The organism is Nonomuraea solani (assembly GCF_900108335.1).
In the GTDB taxonomy this organism is placed as follows: Bacteria; Actinomycetota; Actinomycetes; order Streptosporangiales; family Streptosporangiaceae; genus Nonomuraea; species Nonomuraea solani.
Map to the genome: position 1 here is coordinate 167091 of NZ_FNVT01000017.1, position 20866 is coordinate 187956.

The 20866-nt window shown below is 73.4% G+C and carries 18 protein-coding genes; 4 read left to right on the forward strand and 14 right to left on the reverse strand.

Going from position 1 to position 20866, the window contains the following annotated elements:
* Positions 1 to 18: 18 nt before the first annotated feature.
* From C4V41_RS43305 to C4V41_RS43370, 14 genes are all read right to left on the reverse strand, one after another.
* Positions 19 to 2010, reverse strand: a complete 1992-nt coding sequence (locus C4V41_RS43305) for a beta-galactosidase (protein WP_103961852.1) — start codon at positions 2008 to 2010, stop codon at positions 19 to 21.
* A gap of 2 nt (positions 2011 to 2012) precedes the next feature.
* The gene (locus C4V41_RS43310; protein ID WP_103961853.1) at positions 2013 to 3032 is read right to left on the reverse strand and encodes a LacI family DNA-binding transcriptional regulator; all 1020 of its coding nucleotides are present in this window, start codon (positions 3030 to 3032) and stop codon (positions 2013 to 2015) included.
* A 143-nt stretch (positions 3033 to 3175) separates the two neighbouring features.
* Positions 3176 to 4135, reverse strand: coding sequence for an arabinan endo-1,5-alpha-L-arabinosidase (locus tag C4V41_RS43315; RefSeq protein WP_235030749.1), 960 nt, complete (start codon positions 4133 to 4135; stop codon positions 3176 to 3178).
* A 298-nt stretch (positions 4136 to 4433) separates the two neighbouring features.
* A complete protein-coding gene (locus C4V41_RS43320) occupies positions 4434 to 4973 on the reverse strand; it encodes a dihydrofolate reductase family protein (protein WP_103961854.1) in 540 nt (179 codons plus the stop codon).
* Positions 4974 to 5002: 29 nt separating this feature from the next.
* Positions 5003 to 6007, reverse strand: coding sequence for a LacI family DNA-binding transcriptional regulator (locus C4V41_RS43325; RefSeq protein ID WP_103961855.1), 1005 nt, complete (start codon positions 6005 to 6007; stop codon positions 5003 to 5005).
* Positions 6004 to 7092, reverse strand: a complete 1089-nt coding sequence (locus C4V41_RS43330; protein WP_160150582.1) for a Gfo/Idh/MocA family protein — start codon at positions 7090 to 7092, stop codon at positions 6004 to 6006. The genes C4V41_RS43325 and C4V41_RS43330 overlap by 4 nt, the downstream gene beginning before the upstream one ends.
* A 34-nt stretch (positions 7093 to 7126) precedes the next feature.
* Positions 7127 to 7975 carry an amidohydrolase family protein gene (locus tag C4V41_RS43335; RefSeq protein WP_103961857.1) on the reverse strand — a complete coding sequence of 283 codons (849 nt, stop codon included), beginning with the start codon at positions 7973 to 7975 and terminating at the stop codon, positions 7127 to 7129.
* 34 nt (positions 7976 to 8009) lie between these two features.
* On the reverse strand, positions 8010 to 8471 hold the full coding sequence (locus C4V41_RS43340) for a VOC family protein (protein ID WP_103961858.1): 462 nt from the start codon (positions 8469 to 8471) through the stop codon (positions 8010 to 8012).
* Positions 8468 to 9454: an alpha-ketoacid dehydrogenase subunit beta gene (locus C4V41_RS43345; protein ID WP_103961859.1), complete on the reverse strand. Its 987-nt coding sequence runs from the start codon at positions 9452 to 9454 to the stop codon at positions 8468 to 8470. The genes C4V41_RS43340 and C4V41_RS43345 overlap by 4 nt, the downstream gene beginning before the upstream one ends.
* Positions 9447 to 10394, reverse strand: a complete 948-nt coding sequence (locus C4V41_RS43350) for a thiamine pyrophosphate-dependent dehydrogenase E1 component subunit alpha (RefSeq protein ID WP_103961860.1) — start codon at positions 10392 to 10394, stop codon at positions 9447 to 9449. Before C4V41_RS43350 ends, C4V41_RS43345 begins: the two co-directional genes overlap by 8 nt.
* A complete protein-coding gene (locus tag C4V41_RS43355) occupies positions 10391 to 11764 on the reverse strand; it encodes a lyase family protein (protein ID WP_200824612.1) in 1374 nt (457 codons plus the stop codon). Before C4V41_RS43355 ends, C4V41_RS43350 begins: the two co-directional genes overlap by 4 nt.
* Before the next feature lie 2 nt (positions 11765 to 11766).
* On the reverse strand, positions 11767 to 12525 hold the full coding sequence (locus C4V41_RS43360; protein ID WP_160150583.1) for an SDR family NAD(P)-dependent oxidoreductase: 759 nt from the start codon (positions 12523 to 12525) through the stop codon (positions 11767 to 11769).
* Between the two features lie 88 nt (positions 12526 to 12613).
* On the reverse strand, positions 12614 to 14395 hold the full coding sequence (locus tag C4V41_RS43365; RefSeq protein WP_146104001.1) for an aldehyde ferredoxin oxidoreductase C-terminal domain-containing protein: 1782 nt from the start codon (positions 14393 to 14395) through the stop codon (positions 12614 to 12616).
* A 43-nt stretch (positions 14396 to 14438) separates the two neighbouring features.
* Entirely contained in the window at positions 14439 to 15230 is a 792-nt protein-coding gene (locus tag C4V41_RS43370) for an IclR family transcriptional regulator (protein ID WP_235030750.1), read from the reverse strand.
* A 166-nt stretch (positions 15231 to 15396) separates the two neighbouring features.
* On the opposite strand from C4V41_RS43370, the gene C4V41_RS43375 reads away from it, so the two are divergent.
* From C4V41_RS43375 to C4V41_RS43390, 4 genes are all read left to right on the forward strand, one after another.
* Entirely contained in the window at positions 15397 to 16959 is a 1563-nt protein-coding gene (locus tag C4V41_RS43375) for a carboxylesterase/lipase family protein (RefSeq protein WP_103961864.1), read from the forward strand.
* A 182-nt stretch (positions 16960 to 17141) separates the two neighbouring features.
* Positions 17142 to 18317 (forward strand): ROK family transcriptional regulator, encoded by a 1176-nt coding sequence (locus C4V41_RS43380; protein ID WP_103961865.1) that lies wholly within the window; start codon positions 17142 to 17144, stop codon positions 18315 to 18317.
* 125 nt (positions 18318 to 18442) lie between these two features.
* Positions 18443 to 19564, forward strand: a complete 1122-nt coding sequence (locus C4V41_RS43385) for a sugar phosphate isomerase/epimerase family protein (RefSeq protein ID WP_103961866.1) — start codon at positions 18443 to 18445, stop codon at positions 19562 to 19564.
* A 42-nt stretch (positions 19565 to 19606) separates the two neighbouring features.
* Positions 19607 to 20857, forward strand: coding sequence for a cation:proton antiporter (locus C4V41_RS43390; protein WP_103961867.1), 1251 nt, complete (start codon positions 19607 to 19609; stop codon positions 20855 to 20857).
* Positions 20858 to 20866: the final 9 nt, after the last annotated feature.

A 20866-nucleotide genomic window follows, 5' to 3' on the forward strand; every position in this document is an offset into this window, starting at 1 on the left:
ATCGGCTGGCCAGGTGTTTCAGCGGATGGCGGCGACCGCGCGGGGCGTCAGCGTGACGTGGCCCGTCGCGGGGGACCCGGTCAGCAGGTCCTCGGCCGTCGTGTGGGGGATCGGCACCTCCACGGTGGTGGTGCCGTGGTTGAGCAGGAACAGGACGTCGCCGCGGCGGACCGCCTCGACGCCCGGCGGCAGATCGGGCAGCTCGCCCGTCACACCGGCGTCGGCCAGCACCCGGCCGGTCAGCGCGGAAAGGGCGGCGGGCTCGGGCATCGTGCCGACGTACCAGGCGACGCCCTCGCCGCTGCGGTGCCGCGTCACGGCGGGCCCGCCGTCTTCTGCGAACTCGGCTACGACCTCGGCGCCCTCGGCGGCCAGCAGCTCGGTCCACGTGTGCGCCTCGAACTCGGTGCCGTCGCTCCACCGGCAGCGCACGGGATGATCGTCGGGGGCCGGCATCCACTCCTCGCCGGACGCGCCCAGCACCTCCCGTAGCGGCGCGGGGAACCGGCCGGTGCGCACCTGCGCCCGCGGGTCCACGACCCCCGAGAACGGCCCGACCACCAGCACGCCGCCGCCCCGCACGTACGCGGTCAGCGCGGCCGCGTCCCGGTCGCCGACCAGGAACAGGTTCGGCACCACGACCAGCGCGTACGCCGATAGGTCCGCCGACGGCGGCACCACGTCCACGCTCACCCCGCGCTCGAAGTACGGCACGTAGTAGCTCAGCAGCTGGTCGGTGGCGTTGAGCCGGTCGCTGGGCCGGCCGCGCTCCTCCAGCGCCCACCAGCTCGCCCAGTCGAACACCATCGCCACCCGCGCCGGCACCGGCTCGCCCGCCACCGCGGCGAGCCCGCGTAGCTCCTGCCCGTGCGCGCGCACCTCGGCGTGCAGCCGCGTGTCCGCCCCCGCGTGCGGCACCATCGCGGCGTGGAAGCGCTCGGCGCCGAACCGGGAGGCCCGCCACTGGAAGTAGCACAGACCGTCCGCGCCCCGGGCGAGCGCCTGCAGCGACTCCAGCCGGAACTGGCCGGGCGGCTTCGGCAGGTTGTGCGGGCGCCAGTTGACCGCGTTCGTGGACTGCTCCATCAGCAGCCACGGCCGCCCCTTGGCCAGCCCGCGCATGAGGTCGTGCGTCAGCGCCGTGAGCGCCGGGGCCATCGGGTCGCCCGGCTCGGGGTAGTGGTCGTTGGAGACCACGTCCTCCTCATCGGCCCACGACCAGTAGTCGACCGGCTTGAACAGCCCCATGAAGTTCGTGGTGACCGGAATGCCCGGGGCGCGCTCGCGCAGGAGGTCGCGTTCGGCGCGGAAGTGCTCCAGCAGCGCGTCGGAGCAGAAGCGCCGCCAGTCGAGGCGCTGGGCGGGGTTGATGATGTACGGGGCCAGGCGCGGGGGCAGGATCTCGGCCCAGTCGCTGTAGTGCTGGCTCCAGAACGTGGTGCCCCAGGCGTCGTTGAGCGTTCCGAGGTCGCCGTACCGCTTGGTCAGCCAGGCGCGGAACGCCTTCGCCGACTCGTCGCAGTGGCACACCTGGCCGTACTCGTTGCCCACGTGCCACAGGGCCAGCGCCGGGTGGCCGGCGTACCGGTCGGCCAGGGCGCCGACGATCTCCAGGGCCCGCTCCCGGTAGACGGGGGAGGAGGGGCAGAACTGGTTGCGGGCGCCGTACCAGAGCCGGTGCCCCGACTCGTCGATCGGCAGCGTCTCCGGCCACCGGTGCCCCAGCCACGGCGGCGGCGAGGCCGTCGGCGTCGCCAGGTCCACCGCGATCTCGTGCCCGGCCATGAGGTCCAGCACCCGGTCGAGCCAGCCGAAGTCCCGCACGCCCGGCTCCGGTTCGAGCCGGCCCCAGCTGAACACGCCGACCGTGACCAGGTTGACCCCGGCGGCCCGCATGAGCGCGGCGTCCTCGGCCCAGACCTCCTCCGGCCACTGCTCCGGGTTGTAGTCCCCGCCGAACAGCAGCCCGCGCCCCTCGGTGAGCGTGTGCATGCCCAGCCGTGCCGTCATGGTCAGACCCCCTTACGCGGCGGCGCGGAGCTGTCCCCGGCCACCAGCCGGCAGGGCACGAGCCGCTGCCGCGGCGGCGCGTCACCCCGCAACCGATCGATGAGCATGCGCGCGCCGAGCCGGCCCAGCTCGGCACTGGGCGGTTCCAGCGTGGTGAGCCTCGGATGGAACATCTCGGCCACCCGGGCCGACGACAGCACCAGCATCAGCGTCAGGTCCTCGGGGATCCGCCACCCGCGCCGCGCCACGGCCGCGATCACGCCCACCGCCGCGTGGTCGTCCATGACCGCCAGCGCGGTCACGTCGGGGTGCTCCTCCAGCAGCCGCTCGAACGCCTGCCCGCCCTCTTCCGCGGAGCCGGGACGGAAGTCGCCCACGTAGGCGAGCCCCGCCTCCCGGGCCGCCGACTCGAACTCGGCCCCGGCCCTGATCGCGGGCCCGTACTGGGCGGCGTAGGTGCCGGTGGACAGGTTGAAGAAGGCCAGCTTCCGATGCCCCAGCCCGGCGACGTGCGCCACCGCCTCCCGCGCCGTGGCCGCGAAGTCGATGTCCGCGAAGTCGATCGATCCCGGCTCGCGCGTCCGCCCGATCATGCTGAACGGCACCCCGGCCGCCGACAGGAACTCCGGCCGCTCGTCGTCGAGGCCCACCTCCATCAGCAGCACCCCGTCGACCAGCCCCAGCCCGGTGAGATGCCGCAGCTCCTCGATCGGATCGGCGTTCTCGGGCGACAGCAGCAGGTGATAGCCCAGCTCGCCGGCCGCCTCGGCGGCCCCGGTGGCGAACTGCATCTCGGTCAGCCCGAACCCGCCGCGCGGGGCGGGGAACAGCAGCGCCAGGATGCGGGTCCGCTTGCTCTGCAGGCCGCGGGCCAGCAGGTTGGGCCGGTAGCCGAGCTCTTCTGCGGCCTGCTCGATCCGCCGCTTGGTCGCCGCCGCCACCGGGCGGGTGCCGTTGAGCGCGGCGGACACGGTACTGACCGCGACCTGAGCCCTCTCGGCCACGTCACGTAGCGAGGTCATTCCACTCCGGGAGACTGGTTGTCGAAACGTTTCGCACAACCTAGAGTCCGGTTTGTGGAGATGTCAATGGCGCCAATTCGGGCACCCAAAACTCACAGGCGACGCTTGAGCGGACCCGCCGGCGGCTTCCGGTCGTAAGGGGGTCAGTAGACGTAGGGCCAGCCGGCTGAGTCCCAGCCGATGAGGTTGATGCCGAGCTTGGGCGTGCCGTTGTCGTTGCCGTCGTAGTAGTGGTAGACGAGCAGGTCGCCGTCCACGTCCGACAGCACGCTCTGACCGCCGGGGCCGATCACGCGGCCGTGGGTCTCCAGCACCATCGTGCCGCCGCCCGAGAGCATGGAGACGCCGGCGCGGTCGGTGTAGGGGCCTGTGGGGCTGGTGGAGCGGCCGACCTTGACCTTGTACGTGCTGCTCGTGCCCGCGCAGCAGCGGTCGTACGAGGCGAACAGGTAGTAGTGGTTCCCGTGCTTGACGATGTCAGGAGCCTCGACGGCGTAGGGCGCGTCGGGCCGGGTGGCGAGGTGGTGGAGCGTCTGGTCGGAGGAGAGCCGCTTTCCGGTCGAGGGGTTCAGCCGGATCATGCGGATGCCGGTCCAGTACGAGCCGAAGCTGAGCCACCACCGGCCGGAGGAGTCGACCAGCAGGTTCGGGTCGATGGCGTTGTGGTCGTTGGCGGTCGTGGTCGCGTAGACGACGCCCTGGTCGGTCCAGGAGCCGGGCTGGCCGGTGGTGCTGGTGGCCAGGCCGATGGCGGAGTTGTTGGAGCCGAAGCTGGAGACCGCGTAGTACATCAGGTATCTCCCGCCCTGCTGGGAGATGTCCGGCGCCCACGGGTCGTTGCCGGAGGAGTAGGTACGCCACCACGACGGCGCGGTGCGGAAGGCGTTGCCGGCCCGCGTGAAGTGCACCCGGTCGGTCGAGGTGCGCGCCTCCAGGAAACCGTGGGTGGAGTAGAGGACGTAGCCGGACGAGGTGCGGATCATCGTGGGGTCGTGGACCACCACGTCCCCGGTGACCCGGCCGGGATTGGGGTAGGCGAGCGCGGCGCCCGTGAGCAGCAGCGCGGTCGCGGTGGCGGCGATGAGACGGGACAGACGGCGCAAGGGTCCTCCTCGAATGGGGGATGCCGGACGCTGCGCCGTGCGTCGCAGGCAATGTAGGCGCGCCTTTTCGCCGCCGTCAACCCTGGAGGGGGCGGGCGTGAAACTTACATCGCCCCCGTCCCGGCGACCTGCGGCGACGCGCGGCGCTCTTGACAAGGGCTGTCAGGGTTCGTACGGTCGGGCCCGCTTTCCACAGGTGATGTTAACGCTAACATCACTGAAGCCGGAGGCTGCGCCGCGTCATCCGCCCGGCCTGGCCCGCACCAGGCCGGACGGGTGACGCCTGCTCGCGATCAGGTCAGAGCACCCGATACCAGAGGTTCGTGGCGTGCGGCACGTGGTCGGCGCGGAGCCGTTCCAGCCGGACCTCGGCCCCGCCCGGATGGTCGAAGAGCCGGACCCCGTCGCCCAGGAGCACCGGCGCCACGATCGTGAGGACCTCGTCCAGCACCCCGGCCGCCAGGCACTGCCGGGCGACGTCGGCGCCGAGCACGTTGACGTACTTGCCGCCCGCCGCGGCCTTCGCCGTCTCGACCGCGGTCGCCAGGTCGCCGGCGAACGTGACTCCCGGCACCGGCGTCTCCGGGATGCGATGGGTCAGTACGATCTGCGGCCCGTCCCAGCCGCCGCCGAACGCCTCGCCCTCGCTCTCGGTCCCCTTGTACGGATCGTCCCCGCCGAACGTACGCCGGCCCACCAGCAGCGCGCCGACCTCGTCGATCAGCCCGTCCACCAGCGGGTTCGGCCCGAGATGCGCGGTAAGCCAGGACATGTCACCACCGGGACCGGCGATGAAGCCGTCCGCCGACATGGTCACCGAATACAGCAGTTTGCTCATGACCGTCAGACCTCGGGGTGCGGGGAAAATCATCGGCGCGGGGGAGCGGTGGAGCGGCGCTGGATCAGCTCGATCGGCCCGGCCAGCACCTCGGCCACCGTGTCGTCGGGCTTCAGGCTGCCCAGCAGGGTCACGCCGCGCCGGCCCAGCTCCGCCAGCGGCATCCGTACGGTGGTCAGCGCCGGATAGAGGTAACCGGCCAGGTCGAGGTCGTGCACGGCGACGATGGAGACGTCGCGCGGGATCTCCAGCCCGGCCGCCCGCACGCCCTCCATGGCTCCGATGGCCGAGGCCACGTTCGCCACGAACACCGCCGTCGGCCGCTCGGCGATCGACATCAGCCGGGCCATCGCCGCGGCCCCGCCCGCCGGGGTGTAGTCGGCCGCCACGATCGGCCCCTCCGGCAGGCCGGCGTCGCGCATCGCCGCCGAGTAGCCCGCCGACCGGCGCGCGGCCGTGTCGGCGCGCGACGGGCCGGCGAGGTGGGCGATGCGGCGGTGGCCGAGCAGCACCAGGTGCTCCACCGCGAGCGCGGCGGCGCGCTGGTCGTCGAGGATGACGTACCGTTTGACGCTTCTGCTGCGGTTGTTGAGCATCAACCATGGAATGGCCGCCTGGTCGAGCTGCCCGATCAGCCCGGACTCGTTCTCGGCGCCGGCCAGCAGCAGGCCGTCGATGCGGCCCTGGCCGATCCGGTCCATGTACTCCCCGAGCCCCGCGCCCGTCGCGCTGCCGGTGACCAGCACGTAGCCCTGGGCGGCGGCCTCCGCCTCCGCGCCCTTGATGATCTCGGCGTAGACGGGGTTGGCGAAGTCGGGGATGAACAGCCCGAACATGTGCGCCCGCGACGTGCGCAGGCTCCGCGCGGCGACATTGGGCCGGTAGCCCAGCTCGTCGATCGCCGCCAGCACCCGCTCGCGCGTCTCGGGCCGGATGTTGAGCGTGGGGTCCTTGTTGACGACCCGCGAGACGACGGCCCGATCCACCTTCGCCATCGCGGCGACGTCGGCGAGCGTGACCCGGGAGCGCTTCATGAGGACGATCCTGGACGCCGGCTCTCGCCGCTGTCCATCGAACGGTAGAGCGCGTCGAGCAGGCGCAGTGTGCCCAGGTTGTCGGCGCCGGAGGTCTCCGGCTCGCCGCCCTCGGCGATGGCCCGCAGCAGCGACCCCATCGGCCCGGCCACCGCGTCGGGCAGCCAGCGCCCGGTCACCGGGTACGGCAGCCAGCCGTCGGTCGGCACCACCCGGCTGTCGACCTCCAGGGTGTCGGGGCGGCCGCGCGGATAGTCGTACAGCAGGCCGAGCGTGCCCTTGATCGCGCCCAGCGTGCCGTCGATGCGGAAGGACGCCTCCTGGTCGCCACTGCGGTTCTCGTGCGTGGCGTGCACCAGCGCGCGCACCTCGCCCGGATAGATCAGCGTGCTCATCGTGCGCGTCTCGCCCCTGGCGAGCTGGCCGGGCGTGCGGCTGCCGGTGCAGAACACGCGCTCGGGGTCGCCGAGGATCGAGCGGATCGCGTCGAGGTAGTGGATGGAGTGGTAGACGATCTCCAGCCGGTCGGTGGTGACAAGCCAGTCCCAGGCGCTCCAGTCGGTGAGGATGTTCACGGTGAACGTCATCGCCGTCGGCTCGCCGATCCAGCCCGCCCTGACCATGGCGCGGGCGGCGGCGATGCCCTCGTCGAAGCGGAGCTGCTGGTTGACCGCGATCTTGAGCCCGGTGGCCGCCGCCAGGTCGACCAGGCCCTGGCCGGTGGCGACGTCGGGCGCGAACGGCTTCTGGCACAGCACGTGCCGGCCCGCCGCCAGCGCCGCCCGGGCGACGCCGGGCTGCGCCTGCGGCGCGACCGCGATGTCCACGACGGCGGCCCGCTCGTCGGCCAGCAACTCCTCCAGCGACCCGTACGTCCTGGGCACCCCGTGCCGGGCGGCCACCTCGGCGGCGCGTCCGGCGTCGAGGTCGTACAGGCCGGTCACCTCCAGCCCGGCCTGACGGTAGGCGGGCAGGTGGGCCACGTCCACGATGGCCCCGGCGCCCACGATGGCGATCGGCCGCCGGTGCGCCCCGGGAATGGTCAGATCGGCCGCGGCCGCGATCGGAGCGAAGACATCGATCACACCGCCACCTCCCGGAAAGCCTGACGAGCGCCGATCACGCCGCCACCTCCTGGATGCCGTAGAAGCGGGCCGCCGTGCCGCCGAACACGGCCGCGCGTTCGTCGCGGGACAGCCCCGACAGGGCGTGCCGGGTCTCCCGCCACACCTGGTCGTAGTCACCCGCCAGCAGCGCGACGGGCCAGTCGCTGCCGAACATCAGCCGCTCAGGCCCGAACACCTCGACCGCGTGCTCCACGTACGGCCGCAGGTCCGCACCCGTCCAGCCGTCGCCGGCGGCCGTGTTCAGCCCCGACACCTTGGCGTACACCCCCGGGCACGCCGCCGCCCGCGCCAGCAGCGACGCCCACGGCTCCCAGCCCTTCTCCCTGATCGGCGGCTTGGCCAGGTGGTCGATGACCATCCGCAGCCCCGGCACCCGCTCGGCCAGCACCGGCACGTGCTCCAGGTGCCGCGGCAGCACCGCCACCACGTCGAACGGCAGCCCGGCCGCCGCGAGCGACCTCAGCCCCTCGATCACCGTGTCCCGCAGCACCCAGTCGGGATCGGGCTCGTCGTGAATGAGATGCCTGATCCCGGCGAAGCGCGGATGCCGCCGGTACCGCTCCAGCGCCTCCGCCGCCTCCTCCGGCCGGTGCAGCGGCACCCACCCGACCACCGCGCCGACGAAGTCGTGCGCGTCCGCCTGCGCGAGCATGGCGTCGGTGTCGGCGTAGGAGTCCATCGACTGCACCAGGACCGTGCGATCGACCCCGGCCGCCGCGAGTTGCGGGACGAGCTCCGCCGGTTCGAACGTGCGGAAGATGGGCCCGGCCTCCGGCGTCAGCCAGGGGTACGCACCCGTCTCCAGGTTCCAGAAGTGCTGGTGGGCGTCGACGACGGTCATCCAGCCCCTCCTCCCGTGATCAATCGTTTGAGCGTCACAAACTAGCAGGAGGCTGGACGAGCTCCAGCGTGATCTCGTCCGGGTCGAGGAAGTAGCAGGCGTAGCCGCCCCTGTTCACGCCCGCCGTGATCTCGGCCGGCGGGTTGACGAACCGCACCCCGGCCGCGGCCAGCCGGGTGTGCTCGGCGCGGGCGTCCTCGACGGTGAGCGCCAGATGGGCGGCGCCGGGCAGGTGGCGGGCGGGGTCGCGGGGCTCGCCGCGCGGGCGTACGTACTCGACCAGCTCCAGGTCGTGCGTGGACACGCCGCGCGGCTGGCCCGGCACGGCGAGCTGGGCCACCCGCAGCACGGCGTCGGGGTAGCCGACCAGGCGGCGCGTGTAGGCGTTGTCCTGCTCCTGCCGGTGCACCAGGGCGAAACCGAGCAGATCCCGGTAGAACGCCACGGACCGGTCGAGGTCGGCGACGGTGAAGGAGAAGTGCCACACGCCTCTCATCCGAGCGCCTCCCCCTTGACCAGGGCCAGGACATCTCCCGAGATGCGAGCGGCGTCCGGGACCAGGGCCTGCGCCAGGACCGGCGCGGCCGGCATCCGCACGTCCGGCGTGCCGATCCGGAGCGGCGGCGCGAGCAGCGGCACGCCCGCCCCCGCGACGCGGGCGACGACCTCGGCGCCGAAACCGCCGGTGACGTTCGCCTCGTGCACGACCGCCAGCCTGCCGGTCCGCCGGGCGCTCTCGACCACCGCCTCGGTGTCGAACGGGTTGAGCCACGGCGTCTCCAGCACCTCCGCGTCCACGCCCCGCCCGGCCAGCATCTCAGCCGCCTCCAGCACCCGGTGCGTCATCGCGCCCCAGGTGACGAGCGTGACGTCGGTCCCGGCCCGCCGGGTGCGCGCCGCGCCCATCGGCCGCACCGCGCGGCCGGTCTCGACCGGCTCCTTCGGCCCGAAGTACAGCGTGCGGTTCTCGATCACCAGCACCGGGTCGTCGCAGTGCACGGCGCTCACCAGCAGGTCATAGGCGTCCTGCGGGGTGCTCGGCAGGCACACCCGCAGCCCCGGCACGTGCAGGAACAACGCCTCCAGGCACTGCGAGTGCTGCGCGCACGCGCCCGGCGCGTTGCCCTGCTGGGTGCGGATCGTCAGCGGCGCCGTCAGCCGGCCCTCCGAGACGTAACGCACGTTGGCCGCCTGGTTGACGATCTGGTCGAGGGCCACCAGCGAGAAGTCGGCCCACATGATCTCCACGATCGGCCGGCGGCCCATCATGGCCGCGCCCACCGCGCTGCCCAGGATGGCCGACTCGCTGATCGGGGTGTCGAAGGCCCGCTCGCCGAACCGCTTGCGCAGCCCCCGCGTCACCCCGAACACGCCGCCGGGCACGCCCACGTCCTCGCCGTAGACCAGCGTCTCCGGCAACTCCTCCATGAGCCGGTGCAGGGCCGCGTTCACGGCCTCGCCATAGGACAGGTCAGGCATACAGGTGCTCCCTCGCGGTGGCGGGGTCGGCGAGGGGCGCGGCCAGCGCGGCCGCGGCGGCGGCGTCCATCTCGTCCCGCGCCGTCCGCTCGGCCGCGTCGACGTCGTGCGCCGGCACTCCGTCGGCGAGCAGGCCCTCGCGCAGCCGGGCGATCGGCTCCTCGCGCCTGATCCGGTCCAGCTCGCCCGGCCGCCGGTAGGCTTCGGCGTCGCCGATGTAGTGGCCGGCCAGGCGCTCGGTCATGCACTCCAGCAGCGTCGGGCCGCCGCCCTCGCGGGCGACCTCCACGGCGTCGCGCATGTGGAAGCGCACCGCCTCGGCGTCGTTGCCGTCGATGCGGTGGCCCGGCATGCCGTACGCGGCGGCGCGGTCGGCCAGGCGCGGGCTGCGTACCATGTCGGCGATCGGGGTCAGCTCCGAGTAGCGGTTGTTCTCGCACACGAACACGACGGGCAGCGAGAACGCGGCGGCGAAGTTCATCGCCTCGTGCACCGCGCCCTGGTTCATCGCCCCGTCGCCGAACACGCTCACCGCGACCCGGTCCGAGCCGTCGTGGCGGCCGGCCAGCGCCGCGCCGCACGCGATCGGCGCGCCCGCGCCCACGATGGAGTTCTCGCCGTGGAAGCCGTACTCGGCGGCCGTGAAGTACGCCGACCCGCCGCGCCCGCCGTTGACGCCGCTCGCCCGGCCCATCAGCTCCGCGAACAGCGGCTCCGCCGGCACCCCTCGCGCCAGGGCCCACCCGTGGCCCCGGTAGGTCGCGAACAGCGCGTCCCGCTCCTCCAGCGCGTCGCACGCCCCCACCGGGATGGCCTCCTGCCCGATACAGAGGTGCACCGAGCCCACGATCGGGCCCTCGGCCCGCAGGTCGCGCACCTTTTCCTCGAACGCGCGGATCCGCCACATGGCCAGCAGGTCCGCCGGCCGTCTCTCACTCATCGCTCATTCCTCCGCGCTTGTTTTCGGGCTTCATTTCTCCAGGCGTCCAGGGCCGCGGCGCAGATCGCCCCGGCGTCGCCGACGTAGGACTCGGGCGGGATGGGCAGGGCGCCCAGGCTCTCCAGGTCGCCGGGCCCGGCCACGTCGCGCAGCGCGTCGGCCAGCGCCCGCCCGCCCTCGCGCGCCTCGTGCGCCGCCTTGTAGACCAGGTCGTGGGCCCGCTCCCGGCCCAGGGCGGGCGCCAGGCGCATCATGTACGCCTCCGCCATGATCAGCCCGCCCTCGGCGTCCAGGTTGGCCCGCATCGCCTCCGGGTAGACGCGCAGCCCCGTCGCGACGTCGGCGGCCGTGGCCAGCGCGCCCGCGGCCAGCTCGGCCAGCAGCGGGACGACGTACCACTCCACCTGCCACTCGCCGGCCGCCCGCTCGTGCCCGGCCTCCATCGCGCGGAACAGGCCCGAGCTGAGCGCGCCCGCCGTGCCCGACATGCCGATCACGGCCTCGCAGCCGATCGGGTTGGCCTTCTGCGGCATCGTGGACGAGGCCCCGCGATGGTGGCCGCCCGCCTCGCGCACCTCGCCGACCTCGGTCCTGGACAGGTCCACGACCTCGCGGGCGAACCGGGCCGCGGTGGCCGCCAGGCTCGCGCAGGTCACGCCGAACTCGGCGACGCCGTCCCTCGCCACGTGCCACGGCACCTCCGTGGTACGCAGGCCGAGCAGTCCCGCCACGCCCGCGCGCACCTCGGAGGAGCGCTCGCCCATGGCCGCGGACGTGCCGCCCGCCCCGAACAGCGACACCACCCGCACATGCCCGGCGGCCGCCGCCACCCGCTCGCGCTGCCGCGTCAGCTCGGCCAGCAGCACCGCCATCTTCGCCCCGAACGTCGTGGGCACCGCCTGCTGGGCGTGCGTGCGGGCGGCGACCACGGTGCCGGCGTGCGCGGCCACCATCCCGGCCACCGCGTCGCCGAACGAGGCGAGCAGCGCGGCCAGGTGGTCGAGCGCCGCGCCCATCTGCAGGGCGAGGCCGGTGTCCATGATGTCCTGCGTGGTCGCGCCGTAGTGGACGCGCCCGTTCGGGCCGTCGGGCAGGGCCGCCGAGATCATCCGGATGAGCGGCAGGATCGGGTAACCGACGTTCACCGCCTCCGCCCAGAGCCTGGGCAGGTCGATGGTGGCGGGCACGCAGGCCGCGGCGATGGCCGCCGCGTCGTCCGGGCCGATGACGCCCGCCTCGGCCTGGGCCAGGGCCAGCGCGGCCTCAGTGCGCAGCCAGGCCAGCACGGTGCTCTCCGCGGAGAAGATCTCCGCCATCGCGCCGTCGCCGAACAGCTCGGGCAGCAGCTTGAAGGTCTGCCTGGTCGCCAAGGTCAGTCCATCTCCAGTCCGCCGTCGACGTTCAGCGCCTGGCCCGTGATGAACGACGCCAGGTCGCTGGCCAGGAACAACACCGCGGCGGCGACCTCCTCCGGCCGCCCGGCGCGGCGCAGCGGCGAGCGCTCGCCGACCTCCTTCAGGTAGGCCGCGCCCGCGTCCGGGCCGAAGCGGCGGTCGCGGTCGCTGATGATCTCGTCCCACATGGCGGTGAGGAAGACACCGGGGCAGACCGCGTTCACCCGTACGGGCGCCAGCGCCTCGGCCGCCGACTTCGTCAGCGACAGCAGCGCCGTCTTGGTGGCCGAGTAGTGGGCCGCGTTGGGCCGGCCCGAGCGGGCGGCGACCGAGGCCAGGGTCACGATCGAGCCGCCGCCCTGGGCGGCCATCCGCCTGCCGGCGGCCTGGGTGAGCCAGAAGGCGGCGTTCAGGTTGACGTCCACGATCCGCAGCCACTCGTCCTGCTCGATGTCGAGCAGGGGAGTGGTCCGCATGATCCCGGCGCAGTTGACCAGCACGTCGATCCGGTCGAGGCCGTCCACCAGAGCCCTGGCCTGGGCGGGGTCGGTGAGGTCCGCCGCCCGCGCCGCGACGCCGAGCTCGTCCGCCGCCCCGGCCAGGCGGGGGCCCTCCAGGTCGGAGAGCACGACGTCCGCTCCGGCGTCGCGGAGCGCGCGGGCGCAGGCGGACCCGAGCCCGCCGGCGCCGCCCGTGACGAGCGCGGTGCGCCCGGTCAGGTCGATCGTGACAGCCATCCCCGATGGTCTCCCTCGGTTGCGTTCAAACGATTGACCAGAACATAGCAGGGGGCTCACAAACCGAACAAGAGGCATTTCCAGGGCGTTAACGCCAGCCGAGCTCCTCGTAGAACGCGGTGCGGGCCCGTTCGAAGGCCGCCCGGTCGAGGACCGCGCCCTTGTGGGGGCCATCGGTGATCGGCTCGGTGTGCAGGCGGTCCGGGAGCTCGTCGGGGCCGCCGCCCTCGCGGCCGGCGTACACGCGCAGGGCGTCCAGCCGTTCCTGCCCGGCCGCCAGCAGGTCCTCCAGGGTGAAGTCCGTGCCGAGGACGGCCGTGACCAGGGCGGTGAGGTGGTCGATGGTCAGGGGGCGGGTGGGGGAGGAGGCGAAGACGCACAGGTTGAGCGCGTCGAGGGCGCTCCACAGGCGGAGCAGGCGGGCGCTGCGGCGGCCCCGCTCCTCGTCCAGCTCGCCGGCCGGGGCGGGCTCGGCGCCGATCCTGCGGGCCTCCTCGAAGCTGTAGAGCAGGCCGGCGACGGGGTCGAAGTCCAGGTCGTGCTCCAGCGCGTCGTAGCGCGGGCCGCCGGGGGCGATCGCGTATCCGAGGCCGATGCCGGGCTGGATGCGCGGGTCGAAGCAGGGCAGCTCGGCGCCCTTGACGGTCATCGCGTACGGCGCCGCCGCCGGCCCGATCCGCTCCGCCGCCCTGGCGGACCCTTCGGCGAGCAGGTCGCCCAGCGGCCCGGACCGGCGGGCGACGTTCGCGACGAGCCCGGCCAGCGCCGCCGCGTCCCCGAACGCGAGGTTGCCGCCGGGCAGCAGCCCGCGTTCCGCGCACTCCATCGCGAAGGCCAGCGTGCCCCCAAGGGACACCGGGTCGAGACCGAGGTCGTTGCAGAGGGCGTTCGCGGCCAGGACGGTGTCGAGGTCGTCGATGCCGAGGTTCCACCCCAGCGACACGAACGCCTCCTGCCCGAGCCCGCCCGACCGCCGTTCGAGCCCCTCCTGGTCGGGGGCGTACACCTTCATGCAGTCGTTCGGGCAGCCGGGACAGGACCCGGTGGTCGCCAGCGCGCGGCCGGAGTAGTCGCGCGCCGCCGGGACCCGCAGCCCCGTCGCGCCCGCCACCGAGAAGTTCCGCACCGAGGCGTAACCCGGATCGAGCGGGTCGCCGACCCAGCCCGCGAACCCCGGCTCCCCCGCCTGCAGCGCGGCCAGGGGGTTGGCGGGCATGGCGGCCCGGTAGGAGGCCGTCAGCGCGGCGATCGCCGCCGGGTCCGCCACCTCCGCGGGGGCGTCGCCGACGCACACGACGGCCTTGAGGTTCTTGGCGCCGAACACCGCGCCGAGGCCGTAGCGACCGGCGGCGAAGGCGAGGTCGGTGACCACGCTCGCGTACCGGACCAGGTTCTCCCCGGCCGGCCCGATCGCCGCCACGTGGGCGCCGGTCCCGTGCCGGGCGCGCAGCGCGTCGGTGGTGGCCGCCGTGCCGAGTCCGCGCAGCTCAGCGCACTCGTGCACGCTCGCCTCGCCGCGCTCGATCAGCACGTACGACAGCCGCCCGGCCCGCCCCGTCACGGCCAGGGCCTTGGCGCCCGCGGCGCGCATCCCGGCCGCGAACGGCCCCAGCGCGTGCGCCTCCCCAGCCACCCCCGTCAGCGGCGACTTGGCCAGGAACACCGCCTTGGCCAGCCCGGGCGCCGCCGTCCCGCCCAGCATGCCGGCCGCCACATAGAGCAGCGCCCGCGGATCGTACGGATCCAGCCCCGCCGGCGTCCGCTCACTCATCAACCGCAACCCGAGGATCGTGCCGCCGAAATGCCCCTTCTCGGCGGATCGATATTCCTTCTCGACATTCCCGCTGGTCAAATCCACAATGATCGGCACGACGGGCACGACATCACATATCACCCGGTGGACGCAAGCCTTCCTACGGCCGCCCGGGATGCGACCGCAGCCAGCGCGACAGCCCCCGCGCGGCGGTGACCACGGCCGGGACGAGGGCGCCCGGCTGCGGGTCGCCGTGCCGTACCACGACCGACAAAGCGGCCACCACCTCGTCGGAGGCGTCGCGCACGGGAGCCGCCACCGACACCGCGTCCAGCGTCACCTGGCGGTCGCTGATGACGTAGCCGTCGCGCCGGACCTCGGCCAGCACCGAGCGCAGGCGGGCCGGATCCGTGACCGTCCGCGCGGTGAACGACGCCAGCGGCCCCGCCAGGTAACGCTCCTGCGCCTGCGGCGGCGCGTACGCCAGCAGCACCAGGCCGACGCCCGTCGCGTGGGCGGGAAAACGGCCGCCGACCCGGCTGAGCACGCCCACGGCGTCCCGGCTGGAGATCCGCTCCAGGTAGAGCACCTCGGCCCCGTCCAGGACGGCGAGCTGGACGTGCTGGCGGCTGACCTCGTACAGATCCTCCAAATACGGCATCGCCGCCTCGCGCAGCCCGAGCCCGCGCGGCGCCAGCGCGGCCACCTCCCACAGGTGCAGCCCGATCTGGTAACGGCCGTCGCGGTCGCGCTCCAGCGCACCCCACGACACCAGCTCGCTGACCAGGCGGTGCGCCGTCGTCAGCGGCATCTCGGTGCGGCGGCTGATGTCGGACAGGCTCATCCGGCGGCGCTCGCTCGAGAACGCGCCGAGCACACTCAGGACCCGGCTGGCCACGGACCTGCCCCCGCCTTGCGCGGGAACCGGGCCGGGCATCTCCGTAGTGGTCATGGACCCGCCTTTCTGACTGAGTCGATCACCCCCTGTCTCATGGTGTGGTGAGGAATGTCTTCCGTCCAGCGGTGGAGCCGCTATCGCGGATCACGCGCGGCTCGTATGGTGTCGGCGCGACCGTTGTCGGCGTGACCCAAGCCGGTCCTCGAAGGAGCTGCTCACCATGCCCGTGGCCCTCAGACCTCGCTTACTCGGAACGGCCGTCACCGTCGCGGCCCTGCTCCTCACCGCGACCCCCGCCACCGCCGAATCGGGAGCCCGTCCGGTGGCCCGCACCGACACCGGCCTGGTACGCGGCGCGCGCGCCGACGGCGTGGACCGCTTCCTCGCCCTGCCCTACGCCGCCCCGCCCGTCGGCGACCTGCGCTGGCGCGCCCCGCAGCCGCCGCCCGCCTGGCGGGGCGTGCGCGACGCGGCCGCCTGGGGCAACCGCTGCCCGACCGCCGTCAGCCCCAACGGCCCGCGCTCCGAGACCGAGGACTGCCTGTACCTCAACGTGTTCCGCCCGGCCGGCACCACGGCGGGCCGCAAGCTGCCGGTGCTGTTCTGGATCCACGGCGGCGGCCTGTCCAACGGCTCGGCCAACCAGCACGACGGCACGCTCATCGCCCAGCTTGAGGACGTCGTCGTGGTGAGCGTCAACTACCGCCTCGGGGTGCTCGGCTTCCTCGCCCACCCGGCGCTGACCGCGGAGGCGGGCCAGTCGGGCAACTACGGGCTGCTCGACCAGCAGGCCGCGCTGCGCTGGGTACGCAGCAACATCGGCGCCTTCGGTGGTGACCCCAGCCGCGTCACCATCGACGGCGAGTCGGCGGGCGGCTGGTCGGTCTGCGGCCACCTGACCGCCCCCGGCTCGGCCGGGCTGTTCGGCCGCGGGATCATCCAGAGCGGCTCGTGCCTGGCCTTCCCGGCGGAGGAGGGCGAGCGCGCGGGTGCCTCGATCGCGACCACGCTCGGCTGCGACACCGCCGCCTGCCTGCGCGCCCTGCCTCCGGGGCGGCTGATCGACGGCCCCCAGTACGCCCGCTTCCTGTACGGCTACCCGGCGCTTCCCGAGAACCCCGACACCGCCGTGCGGGCCGGCCGCTTCCAGCGCGTGCCCCTGGTGGTGGGCTCCACGCGCGACGAGGGCCGTACGTTCCTGCAGGGGAACCGGGGGTGGACCCGTGAGCAGTACGAGAGCTGGGTGCGCGCCCTGTTCGCCGGCCGGGCCGACGCCGTTCTGGCGCGGTATCCGTGGCCTGCGCAATCGGACCGGTTCACCTCGGCGTACCTGACCGGGGCGATCTTCACCGACTCCGGTTTCCTGGCCGGCATCGGCGGCTGCCCGACCCTGCGCCTCATCGAGGCGTTCGCGGCCCACACCCGCGTGTACGGCTACCGCTTCGACCACCGCACCGGCCCCGGCCTGAGCCCCGAGCCCGCCGGGTACGAGTGGGGCGCGGGGCACGCGGCCGAGCTGGCCTACCTGTGGCCGAGCTTCGACAACGGCACGCCGATCGCGCCCACGTTCGACGCCGCCGAACGCCGTCTGGCGCGCGACATGGTGCACCATTGGGGATCGTTCACGCGTACGGGACAGCCGTCCGCGCGGAACGCGGCGCCCTGGCCGTCCGTCAACCGGACCTCTCTGCTCATGTCGCTGCGGGCCGGGGGCCGTTCGGTTCCCGTTCCGCTGACCACGATGGCGGCCGAGCACAACTGCGACCTCTGGGAGGCGAGCTGAGGACCCGGCCCGGGTGGCATCCCCTGACGCCCGCGTCTCGGCGCGACGGCGGGCGAGGACCGGGCCAGGTGCGGGACATAAAATCCCGGTGACGCATATGTCCTACATATTTCGGGACGATAAATCCGACTTTTAATTCTTGTCAACATAAGTCGGACGATTTCCGAAGTAAGGTAGATCGTATGCCACGTGGATCCAACGGACAGAGCGCTGGGGCGGGAGCGCTGCTGGCCATCCTCAGGGACGGGCGGGCCCGGACCCGCGGGGAACTGGCCGAGCTCAGCGGCCTGTCCAGGTCCACCGTGGCCCAGCGCCTCGACGGCCTCATCGACCACCGCTGGGTCGTGGCCGGCGAGGGGGCCGTCTCCTCCGGCGGGCGGCCCGCCGCGGTCTACACCTTCAACGAGGCCGGCCGGGTCGTGCTCGCCGCCGACCTGGGCGCCACCCGCGCCCGCCTGGCCGTTCTCGACCTCGGCCTCAACGTGCTCGCCGAACGCGCCGGCGAACTGCCCGTCGACCAGGGCCCCGAGCCCACACTCGGCTGGCTCGTCACCGCCTTCGAAGACCTGCTGGCCGGGATCGGGCGCGACCTCACGCACGTGTGCGGAGCCGGCGTCGGCCTGCCGGGACCGGTCGAGCACGGCTCCGGACGGCCGGTGAACCCGCCGATCATGCCGGGCTGGGACGGCTTCGCCGTGCCCGGCTGGCTCGGCGAACGCCTGGGCGCCCCCGTGCTGGTCGACAACGACGTCAACATCATGGCGCTCGGCGAGCACTGGGCCGCGGGACCGGCGGCCGACCACCTGATCTTCATCAAGATCGGCACCGGCATCGGCTGTGGCATCATCTCCGGCGGCCGGCTGCACCGCGGCGCGCAGGGCGCGGCGGGCGACGTCGGCCACATCCGGGTGGCCGCCTCGGAGGCGCCGTGCCGGTGCGGCAACACCGGCTGCCTGGAGGCGGTCGCCGGCGGCGCGTCGATGGCGGCGGCCCTGCGCGGCGCCGGCGTCGAGGCGGGCGGCAGCCGGGACGTGGTGGCGCTCATGCGCGCGGGCGACCTGCGGGCCACCCGGCTCGTCCGGCAGGCGGGCCGCGAGGTCGGCGCCGTGATGGCCTCGATCGTGAACTTCTTCAACCCCTCGGTCATCGTGATCGGCGGCGCGGTCGCCGAGGCCGGCGAGCAGGTGCTGGCCGGCGTACGGGAGACGATCTACAGCCGTTCGCTGCCGCTGGCCACGCAGCATCTCGGCATCCGCGCGAGCGAGCTGGGCGACCGGGCGGGCATCGTCGGCGCCGCCGTCATGGTGGTCGAGCACGTGCTCGCGCCCGCCACCATCGACCAGTTCGTCACGCATTGACCATTCCGGGGGCGCGTAGTCCAATGAGATCGTCCCGAGCCCGGGGCGGTGGCATGCCCTCAGGGCCCGGCACGGAACCGCTGTGACGTGGTCGGCGCACGCGTCCCTCCAGGAAGGGAACCCGCGTGAGCCATCACCATGCCCCCGAAGCCTTAACGCTCTACCGTCGTCTGGGCCTGAGCCGTCGCCGGCTCTTCGCCGCCACCACCGGCCTGGCCGCCGCGGCCACGCTCGCCCAGCCCGCCGAGGCCGCAGAGGCTGCCGAGGCCGCTTCCAGACGGGCGCTCATCCCGCGCGGCAAGCGCGGCATCATCCTCTACACCGTCCGCGACGCGGTCGGCCGCGACCCGCTGTCCACCACCCTGCCCTCCGGGTTCCGGCGCGTGCTGGAGGAGCTCGGCCGGATCGGCTACCGGCAGGTCGAGTTCGCCGGGTACCGCCAGCACGCCAACGCCGAGGGCGGCGCGAACCTGGAGACCGTCGAGGGCGCCCGGCTGCTGCGGGCCTGGCTGGACGACAACGGGCTGCGCGCCCAGGGCAACCACGGGTTCATCCCCGGGTCGTGGCCGCTGACGACCGCCGACCTCGACCGGTTCAAGCAGACGCTGGAGATCGCGAACATCCTCGGCCTCGCCCACGTGGGCACCGGCGCGGACCCGACCGGGAGTGCGTACAAGGCCGACTGGGACGTGGCGGCGGACAAGTGGAACGAGCTCGGCTCGATCGCCCGCCGGGCCGGCGTCCGGCTGTACACGCACAACCACGACGCCGCCTACGCCTTCCTGCTCGACAGCGGGCCGCTCGACGAGCAGGGCCGGCCGACGCGCTCGTCGGGCATCCGCAAACTGGAGTACTTCTTCGGCATCAGCGACCCCAGGCGCGTCTACTTCGAAATGGACATCTTCTGGGCGCACGTGGCGCGGTTCAAGCACCACACGTACACCGCGCCCGACGGCTCGGTGCGGACTGACGTGTTCGACCCGCTCGCCACCGTCCGGGCCAGGGAGCACCGCTTCCCCCTGTTCCACGCCAAGGACGGCACCGCCAACCCGGCCACCGCCAACGGCTACGACATGGTGCCGTTCGGCACCGGCGACATCGACTACCGGCGCTTCTTCTCCCGGCTGCGGGAGCGGGAACGGCACAACCCGATGTACGAGCAGGACAACGCGCCCGGCACCGACCCCGCCCAGTCGCTGCGGTACGCCGAGCTGAGCTACCGCAACATGGCCGCCCTGCGCGGCTGACCTTGATGGATAAAGGGTGATCTCCGGGGCAGGGGGCCGGGGATGTCCACGCTCGATCTCGTCCTGGCCCTCGGCGGGGCGGCCGCTCTGCTGGCCGCGATCCTGCCCGAGGTGATCGCCCGCCGTCCCCTGTCCCTGCCCCTGGTCTACCTGCTCGGTGGTGTGCTGCTGTTCGCGCTGCCCCTCGGGTTACCCGAGCCCGACCCGATCGCGCATCGGGTGGCGCTGGAGCACATCACCGAGCTGTGCGTGGTCGTCTCGCTCATGGGTGCCGGCCTGGCGATCAACCGCAGGGCGGGGCTGCGCGGCTGGTCCACGACCTGGCGGCTGCTCGGCCTGGCGATGCCGCTGACCGTGGCCGGGGTCGCCGTCGCGGCCACCGCGCTGCTCGGCTGGCCGATCGCGGCGGCCCTGCTGCTCGGGGCCGTGCTCGCGCCGACCGACCCGGTGCTCGCCTCGGACGTGCACGTCGGCGAGCCGGTGGACGCCGAGAACGCCGACGACGAGATCCGCTTCGCCCTGACCTCGGAGGCCGGGCTCAACGACGGGCTGGCCTTCCCGATCGTGTACGCCGCCATCGCCGCCGCGGCCTTGGGCGGTGGCCGGCTGGGGGAGTGGGCGCTGGTGGACGTCGTCTACCGCACCGTGGCCGGGGCGGTGGCGGGGCTGCTGATCGGCCGCCTGCTCGGACGGATGTTCTTCCGCGCCCGCTCGGACGGGCTGCGCCTGTCGGAGCGCCGCGACGGGTTCGTCGCACTGGCGGCCACGTTCCTCGCGTACGGGGTGACGGAACTCGCCCACGGGTACGGCTTCGTCGCCGTCTTCGTCACCGCCCTCACCATCAGGCGGGCGGAGCACGGGCACGGCTACAACAACGTCCTGCACGGGTTCGTCGAGCAGATCGAACGGCTGCTGACGGCCTGGCTGCTGCTCCTGCTCGGCGGCTTCGTCGCGACGGGCGGCCTGGCGGCCCTCACCTGGCGCGGCGCCGCCGTCGGGGTCCTGCTGCTGCTGGTGATCCGCCCGCTGACCGGCTGGCTCTCCCAGTGGCGCGGCCCCGCCGGGCCCCGGGAGCGGCTGGTGATCTCGTTCTTCGGCATCCGGGGGATCGGGTCGCTGTTCTATCTCGCGTACGCGCTGGGCCAGGCCGACTTCGGCGTACCGGCCGAGGAGCTGTGGGCGGTGACGGGCTTCACGGTGCTGGCCTCGGTCGTGCTGCACGGCGTCACGGCCACCCCGGTCATGGACCACGTGGACGCCCTCCGCGACCGCCTGACGACCCCGAACACGTGACCCACCGCT

Bases quoted from the DNA above. Each gene is read 5' to 3' on its own strand.
- C4V41_RS43305 (WP_103961852.1), bottom strand. From the start codon at position 2,010: ATGACGGCACGGCTGGGCATGCACACGCTCACCGAGGGGCGCGGGCTG.
- C4V41_RS43310 (WP_103961853.1), bottom strand. From the start codon at position 3,032: ATGACCTCGCTACGTGACGTGGCCGAGAGGGCTCAGGTCGCGGTCAGT.
- C4V41_RS43320 (WP_103961854.1), bottom strand. From the start codon at position 4,973: ATGAGCAAACTGCTGTATTCGGTGACCATGTCGGCGGACGGCTTCATC.
- C4V41_RS43325 (WP_103961855.1), bottom strand. From the start codon at position 6,007: ATGAAGCGCTCCCGGGTCACGCTCGCCGACGTCGCCGCGATGGCGAAG.
- C4V41_RS43335 (WP_103961857.1), bottom strand. From the start codon at position 7,975: ATGACCGTCGTCGACGCCCACCAGCACTTCTGGAACCTGGAGACGGGT.
- C4V41_RS43340 (WP_103961858.1), bottom strand. From the start codon at position 8,471: ATGAGAGGCGTGTGGCACTTCTCCTTCACCGTCGCCGACCTCGACCGG.
- C4V41_RS43345 (WP_103961859.1), bottom strand. From the start codon at position 9,454: ATGCCTGACCTGTCCTATGGCGAGGCCGTGAACGCGGCCCTGCACCGG.
- C4V41_RS43350 (WP_103961860.1), bottom strand. From the start codon at position 10,394: ATGAGTGAGAGACGGCCGGCGGACCTGCTGGCCATGTGGCGGATCCGC.
- C4V41_RS43360 (WP_160150583.1), bottom strand. From the start codon at position 12,525: ATGGCTGTCACGATCGACCTGACCGGGCGCACCGCGCTCGTCACGGGC.
- C4V41_RS43370 (WP_235030750.1), bottom strand. From the start codon at position 15,230: ATGACCACTACGGAGATGCCCGGCCCGGTTCCCGCGCAAGGCGGGGGC.
- C4V41_RS43375 (WP_103961864.1), top strand. From the start codon at position 15,397: ATGCCCGTGGCCCTCAGACCTCGCTTACTCGGAACGGCCGTCACCGTC.
- C4V41_RS43380 (WP_103961865.1), top strand. From the start codon at position 17,142: ATGCCACGTGGATCCAACGGACAGAGCGCTGGGGCGGGAGCGCTGCTG.
- C4V41_RS43390 (WP_103961867.1), top strand. From the start codon at position 19,607: ATGTCCACGCTCGATCTCGTCCTGGCCCTCGGCGGGGCGGCCGCTCTG.